The sequence below is a fragment of the Hymenobacter ruricola genome (genome assembly GCF_015694525.1).
In the GTDB taxonomy this organism is placed as follows: Bacteria; Bacteroidota; Bacteroidia; order Cytophagales; family Hymenobacteraceae; genus Hymenobacter; species Hymenobacter ruricola.
Window position 1 is genome coordinate 58,152 of the sequence record NZ_JADQDM010000024.1, and the last position, 6,000, is coordinate 64,151.

Annotated in this window: 5 protein-coding genes; 2 read left to right on the forward strand and 3 right to left on the reverse strand. The window is 60.9% G+C overall.

Annotated features, from left to right (window positions below; genetic code table 11):
* Positions 1–628: 628 nt before the first annotated feature.
* A complete protein-coding gene (locus tag I2H31_RS24055; RefSeq protein ID WP_196295613.1) occupies positions 629–961 on the reverse strand; it encodes a 2Fe-2S iron-sulfur cluster-binding protein in 333 nt (110 codons plus the stop codon).
* Between the two features lie 37 nt (positions 962–998).
* Here I2H31_RS24055 and I2H31_RS24060 point away from each other — a divergent pair, with 37 nt between their 5' ends.
* Together I2H31_RS24060 and I2H31_RS24065 are read left to right on the forward strand one after the other, a co-directional pair.
* Positions 999–2,183 (forward strand): hypothetical protein, encoded by a 1,185-nt coding sequence (locus tag I2H31_RS24060; RefSeq protein ID WP_196295614.1) that lies wholly within the window; start codon positions 999–1,001, stop codon positions 2,181–2,183.
* Entirely contained in the window at positions 2,176–3,243 is a 1,068-nt protein-coding gene (locus tag I2H31_RS24065) for a hypothetical protein (RefSeq protein WP_196295615.1), read from the forward strand. Before I2H31_RS24060 ends, I2H31_RS24065 begins: the two co-directional genes overlap by 8 nt.
* Here I2H31_RS24065 and I2H31_RS24070 read toward each other — a convergent pair.
* Together I2H31_RS24070 and rodA are read right to left on the reverse strand one after the other, a co-directional pair.
* Positions 3,206–4,504 carry a hypothetical protein gene (locus I2H31_RS24070; RefSeq protein ID WP_196295616.1) on the reverse strand — a complete coding sequence of 433 codons (1,299 nt, stop codon included), beginning with the start codon at positions 4,502–4,504 and terminating at the stop codon, positions 3,206–3,208. The genes I2H31_RS24065 and I2H31_RS24070 overlap by 38 nt on opposite strands.
* A 47-nt stretch (positions 4,505–4,551) precedes the next feature.
* Positions 4,552–5,847 carry a rod shape-determining protein RodA gene (rodA, locus tag I2H31_RS24075; RefSeq protein ID WP_196295617.1) on the reverse strand — a complete coding sequence of 432 codons (1,296 nt, stop codon included), beginning with the start codon at positions 5,845–5,847 and terminating at the stop codon, positions 4,552–4,554.
* Positions 5,848–6,000 lie beyond the last annotated feature (153 nt).

Consider the following 6,000-nt stretch of genomic DNA (forward strand, 5'->3'; position numbering starts at 1 on the left):
AATCGGAAACGTAAGCAGGTGAGCAAACGGGCAGCTTAGGCCCATCGGAACTCTAAAGTACGGCCTGGGGCGCAGTAGCGGGCGGCCACGGCCGGGTTCTTTTTTCCGAGCTGCACTGCGACAGGGCCTTGCGGCGGGCGGGTTTATTTTGCTTACGCTTATCAAATCCTGCGTGGCCGAGTACACCACCTCCACCGTGTCGCCCTTCCGGAAGTGGTCGAAATCTGCCGGGGCTATGCCCACGCGGTGCAGGTCATCGGGGTCCAATTCCAGCCAGGCCGAGCCCAAAACTTTCTGCTTTCTCATCACCCCGAACCGCCCTACCCAACGGTAGCCCAACCGTTGGTTTTTGGCGGGCTTGGTGATGTATTCGTAAAACGCCGCCATGCCCACAAGTACCGCGATACCGATGCCGGGCACCAGTCTGGCCGTGTACTCTTCCCAGGTGGTGGGCAGGTGGCTGCCCGGGCGCCGTGAGGGCACAAAAGGCCCCAGCAAGGCCAGCATCCCCATTCCCAACCCGATGCAGGCCATGCATTCGCGCTTTTGCGCAGCCGTTAAAGCGGCCTCCGGGTGCAGCCGTTGCTCATAAAGCGCCCAATGCTGGGCGCTTGGTTTGATGCGGGAATTACTGGGCATCGTTCGAGTACCGCACGTGCGGCAGCTTCGTGGCATCCGGCACCCGGCCAGCGACTTCGCCCGTCGGCAACCGGGCCTGGCAGGTGAGACGTTCGTGGGGAAGCAGGCGGCCGGCGGCGCGGTAGCGCAGTTCGGCGTCGGTGGGCGAACTCAGATTTTCGAGGCCGGTGCGCACCTGCAGGCGGCAGGTGGTGCAGCGCCCCTTGGCCCCGCAGGCGTGCATCCAGTCGTGGCCGGCGGCCTGAATGGCGGCCAGCAAGGTGGCGCCGGCGGGCACTTCCACGGGCGCGCCGGGTAAGTTTTCAATCGTTAACAGGGGCATTTGTGCCTAACTTCGGCCACCGAAACCCGGCCTTTTTATGAACGACAAATATAGTCTTGCCAAGTGCGCCCAATATGGCCGCCGCCTGGCCGCCCGGCTCTGCGACCAGCATTTCGCTGCGGCCGCTGCCACTCCGCTCGACGGTCCGGCGGTGCTGAAATTCACGCCCGTGCGCCAGCTCAATCTGCTGGTGGTGCGCCAGCTGCTGGGCCAGTGGCAGGCCGAAACGGCCCGCCTGCGCAGCCCTTACTTCGACTTTGAAGCCGCCCCCGTGCAGGCAGCCCTCACGCAGTTCATGAACGTGCTGTCGCGGCACATCAGCTTGGGGCGCGCGGCCTACGAGCCGCTGCTGGCCCAAGCCACCGTCGATGCCCTGGGCTTGGTGGCCGACCCGCCCGGCAGCTTCCAGCGCCTGCTGCTCGGCAGCACCGAAACGCCCACGCTCACGGCCTTGCGCGACAGCCTGCGCTACATTGACATCGACAAGCCTTTTTACCAGGGTTTTATCGACAGCCTGCCGAACAGCAGCGACCTGAGCCGCGACTTTCTGACGCACCGCTTCGAACTCTACCACGCCGCCAACTACAAGGCCCACCAGCCCATGCAGCGCCTTGTGGAGGAACTCAGTGCCCTGCTGCCGCTCACCACCGCCGACCTGCTGGAGGATGGTCCGGTATCGGTGGCTACCGCGCCGGCCGTAGCGGTCGAGCCGGCCCCGGCGGCCCCTAAGCCAGCCCCCGAGCCCGTGGCCGTAACGCCTCCGACGTTTGTGGCGGCCCCTGCTCCTCCACCTGCTCCCATGCCGGAGCCGGTGGCACCAACTCCGTTGGCGCCGCCAGCCCCAGTCCGCCCCTTGCCCAACACCGACGCTGGCCCGGTGCCGCTGCACGAGAAGCTAAAGGCCGTGCAGCCCAGCACCTCTCCTTTGGCGGAAGCACTGCGCGCCAGCACGGCCGCGCCGTCATTAGCCGAGCGGACCGGTCCGAAAGTGGAAAGCCTGCGCGAAGCCATTTCCATCAACCAGCGCTTCAGCTTCATCAACGAGCTATTTGGGGGCGAAAACATGGATTACCACGCCGCCATTCAGCACCTCGACTCGCTGCCAGCCGCCGACCAGGCCCGGGCCTACGTCACCGGCGACCTGTCGCAGCGCTACGACTGGAGCCGCAAGGAAGAGCACGTCAACAAGCTGCTGAAGCTCATTGAGCGCAAGTTTGCCTAGCTCAACGCCTCCCAAGCCCATTCTGGGTCCGCGGCTGCGGCGCTGGCTGCTGCCGTGGCTGCTGGCCGTGGCCGCTCTGGCCAACCTGGCCTACCCGATGTATGTGCATTACGACTTCTCGCACTCCCTCGACACGCGCAGCTACCTGCGCATGGCCGAGGGCCGGTTCGACAGCGTGCGCGTGACGCACCGCTACCGCGTGCTGGTGCCGGGCGCGGCGGCTGTGGTGGCCGCGCCCGTCGCGCGGCTCTACGGCCGGATTTGGCCCCAGCGGCCGGCGGGGCAATGGCCCTTGCGGTTTGCGTTTTACGTCGTCAACTGCCTGCTGCTGGCCGCGGCTGGCGCCTGCTGGTTCAATGCCGCGCGCCACGCAGGCGCCTTGCCCGAGGCGGCCATGCTGGCCATGCTGGCCGTGCTCACCAGCCGCTGGGCCGTCTACGGCGCCGGCCTGCCCCTCACCGACAGCCTTTACCTGTTGGTGGTAAGCCTGGGCTACTACGCCGTTCGGCGTGGCCCCGGCGGGGGCTGGGCGCTGGGGCTGACCCTGCTGCTGGGTCCCCTGTCGAAAGAATCGTTCGTTTTTGTGCTGCCATGGCTGCTTTGGTTTGGCCGCGGGGCCATGGCCTGGCCGAAGCAAGGGCTGGCGCTGGCCGTTGGCTTAGCCGCGCTTTTGGCGGTGCACCACTGGGTCGATGCCCGGGTGGGAGCCTCAGCCAGCCAATCCGTTTTCAATGCGCTGGAACACGTGGATAATATTGTCTACTCGTTGCATCGGGCCGCCTCGCCCAAAGGGGTGGGCGAACTGCTTAGCATCTTCGGCTTCTTCATCCTGCTGCTGCCGGCGGCTTACTGGCTCGAAAAAAGAAGGGCCAGCCGAGCGGCACGGACCATCTTCGCCCCTCTGGGTGCAGTCGATGCCGGCTTGCTTGCCATCGTGGCAATTCACATGCTGCTCTCCGGCGACCTGGGTCGCATGGGCTACCTCGCGGCACCGGTCTTTTGCGCCGCGCTCGCCTTCGTTTTCAGCCATTGGCGCCACCTGCTGCCGGCTCGGGAGTAGCCTGCTCTGGCAGCCCGGCCAGCGCCAAGGCCAGCAGCAATGGCCACACGGGTACCAGAAATCGGCTTGCGCCAAGCGGGCCGGTCAGCCCCGCAACGTAGAGCAAAAAACCCACGGCCACCCAGCGGCCATAGCGCCACAGCGCCGCCGCGCGCCCAAGTCGCTGAAAGCCCCGCCACGCCAGCCACAACCGCCCCACATTCGCGGCGAACACCACGCCCAACCAGCCCAGTAGTGCCAGCGGCAGGCTTCCGACGGCCCGCAGTGCCCCGCCCGCCCGCACTTGGGCCAACAGCCCGCCGCCAGCCGGCGGCGTCAGGCCCAGAAATTCGCTAATATCGAAGCGCCCCGGGTCCAGAAAAAAAGCAGTCATGCCTTGCAAATGTTGGCGGGCATAAACCACCGGATGCGCCGCGATTACCTGCGTGGCGCGTGCCTGAATCACTCGCTGACGGGCTTTAAAACTTCCGGTCGCATTGGCCTCCTGCAGCACGTTGGCTACCCAGGCATCTTCTGCCACGGCTCCGGCGGTTTGGCGCACCACGCCAGCCGCGTTGTAATGCAGCAAATTAATATCGGTGATGCTCGAGAAGTGAAAGTACCCCGTGCGGTGTTCGTTCCATCCCATGTATACTCCCACCACTAGCACCGGCACCAAACCAATTACGGCCAACGCAAAACGCCTGCCCCACCCGGCGACTAGTAGACCGGCGCCCGCTACCACTAGTGCCAAAGGGTAGAAAACGGGCTTAATCAGTAATGCCAAACTAAGAAATCCCACAAACCATCCGGCATACCGGGCTTTTTTTTCCCGGATGTACAACAGACAGGTCACAACCATCGCCATCACCATGCCCTGCAGCACCGTTTCGCTCATCACCGCACCAGCATAAATAAGCTGGGCTGGAAATGTAGCTATCATTCCCAATGCCAATAACCATAATTTGACAGTTGGTCGGGCCCACCTAGCCCACCACGCCAGCACCAGCCCAATATCGAACAAACTCAGCACGCTTTGTACTGCCAGCAGCAGTACCGGCTTAGCAAATGCAGCCCCCAGGCCCAGCACAACCAAAGGATAGCCCGGTGGGCGAATGGTGAACTCTTGCACCGCCTGCCCTTGCGGGGCTTGCATTGGCCACGGCCGGGCATATAGTTCGCCGTGTAGTTGCACGTTTGCTGCGGCCTGCCGGTAGCGGCCTGAGTCAGGAAAATTCCAGCGGTCCAGTACCAGCGCCCAGCCCAATGCCAGTAGGTGCACGCCCACCAACACGGCCCATACCCAACCCGGTACCTGCCTCTTCCCCATCAGCGCACCAAGTCCTGCTTGCGATACGCGTCAATGGCCAGCAAGCTAAAAAGCAGAATAGTGAACGACCATAACGACGAACCTCCATAGCTGAAAAATGGGAGCGGAATGCCCACCACCGGCGCCAGCCCTATCGTCATCCCCACATTCACCGTCACATGAAAAAACAACACGCTGGCCACGCAATACCCATACGTACGTCCAAAAACGGACTTCTGTCGCTCAGCCACATAGACAATGCGCCACAGCAACGTGAGGTATAGCCCCAGTATCACCAAGCTACCCAGCCAGCCAAACTCTTCTCCCACGGTGCAGAAAATAAAATCGGTGCTTTGCTCCGGCACAAAGTCAAACTTGGTTTGAGTCCCTTGCAGAAACCCCTTTCCCAATAAGCCCCCCGAACCAATGGCAATTTTGCTTTGGGTCACATTCCAGCCCTTTCCCAATGGGTCCGCCGAAGGGTTGATAAGTATTTCAATCCTTTGCCGCTGGTGTGGTTGCAGAACTTTATTATAAAAAAAGTCCACCCCCACCACCATTCCGATGACCACCAGCCATACCCCCACCGCCAGCGGCAAGTGATGCCTCATCACCCGACGATTCAATCCAAGTACAACAGCCAGAATCAACGTAAAAGACGCAAACAGCCACACCTTGGGCACCAAAAGTGCCAACAGCAAAATGCTGCCCGCCGCTGCCAGCAGCAGCAGTATCAAAGGTGACATGCCCTCTCTAAAATAGGCCAGTAGCAATGCCCCAAATACCAATGCCTGCCCAGACTCATTAGAAGCGACTATCAGCAGAGGTGGCAATAAAGTAATAGCGGCCAGTACCAACTGGTCGCGCCAGTCTTGGTACCTAAGATTGATGCTCGACATAAATCGAGATGCCGCCAACGCTGTTGTGAATTTGGCAAACTCCGCCGGCTGCAAGCGGACAGGCCCCAATTCCAACCACGACCGCGAACCCGCAATCGGCCTTGCCACGAACATGGTCACCAACAGTAGCAGTATCATGCCAGCATACAATGCATATGCCAACGTATCATACGCTTTATAATCCACTACCAACAGTACAACCACCAAAACAATAGCAGTCGCAATCCAAAGTAATTGCTTAAACCAATTGAAGGCCATTAACTTATCAAAGCTCAATCCACCCAATTGATTTGCTGATACATCAGTTGAGTAGCTAGAAGCATATATGCATACCCATCCCGTGCCAACAAGACCCAGATACAATAGTACGGTTAGCCAATCAATGCTACGACTATAACGAGCTGGTGAAACTTGCACAATAAAGGCACATTAAAATATTGTTAAAAATACAACACACCCTTCTTTAAAGCCATTGGCACGATTGCTATAGTCCAAAAAGCAAACGTCCCCGGGCCGCTGGCGAAAGCGGTCCGGGGACGTTGGTGAAAAAAGGTTGGCGGCGACCGACTC

Excerpts from the sequence above, each read along its gene's own strand:
- I2H31_RS24055 (WP_196295613.1), bottom strand. The coding sequence starts at position 961 with ATGCCCCTGTTAACGATTGAAAACTTACCCGGCGCGCCCGTGGAAGTG.
- I2H31_RS24060 (WP_196295614.1), top strand. The coding sequence starts at position 999 with ATGAACGACAAATATAGTCTTGCCAAGTGCGCCCAATATGGCCGCCGC.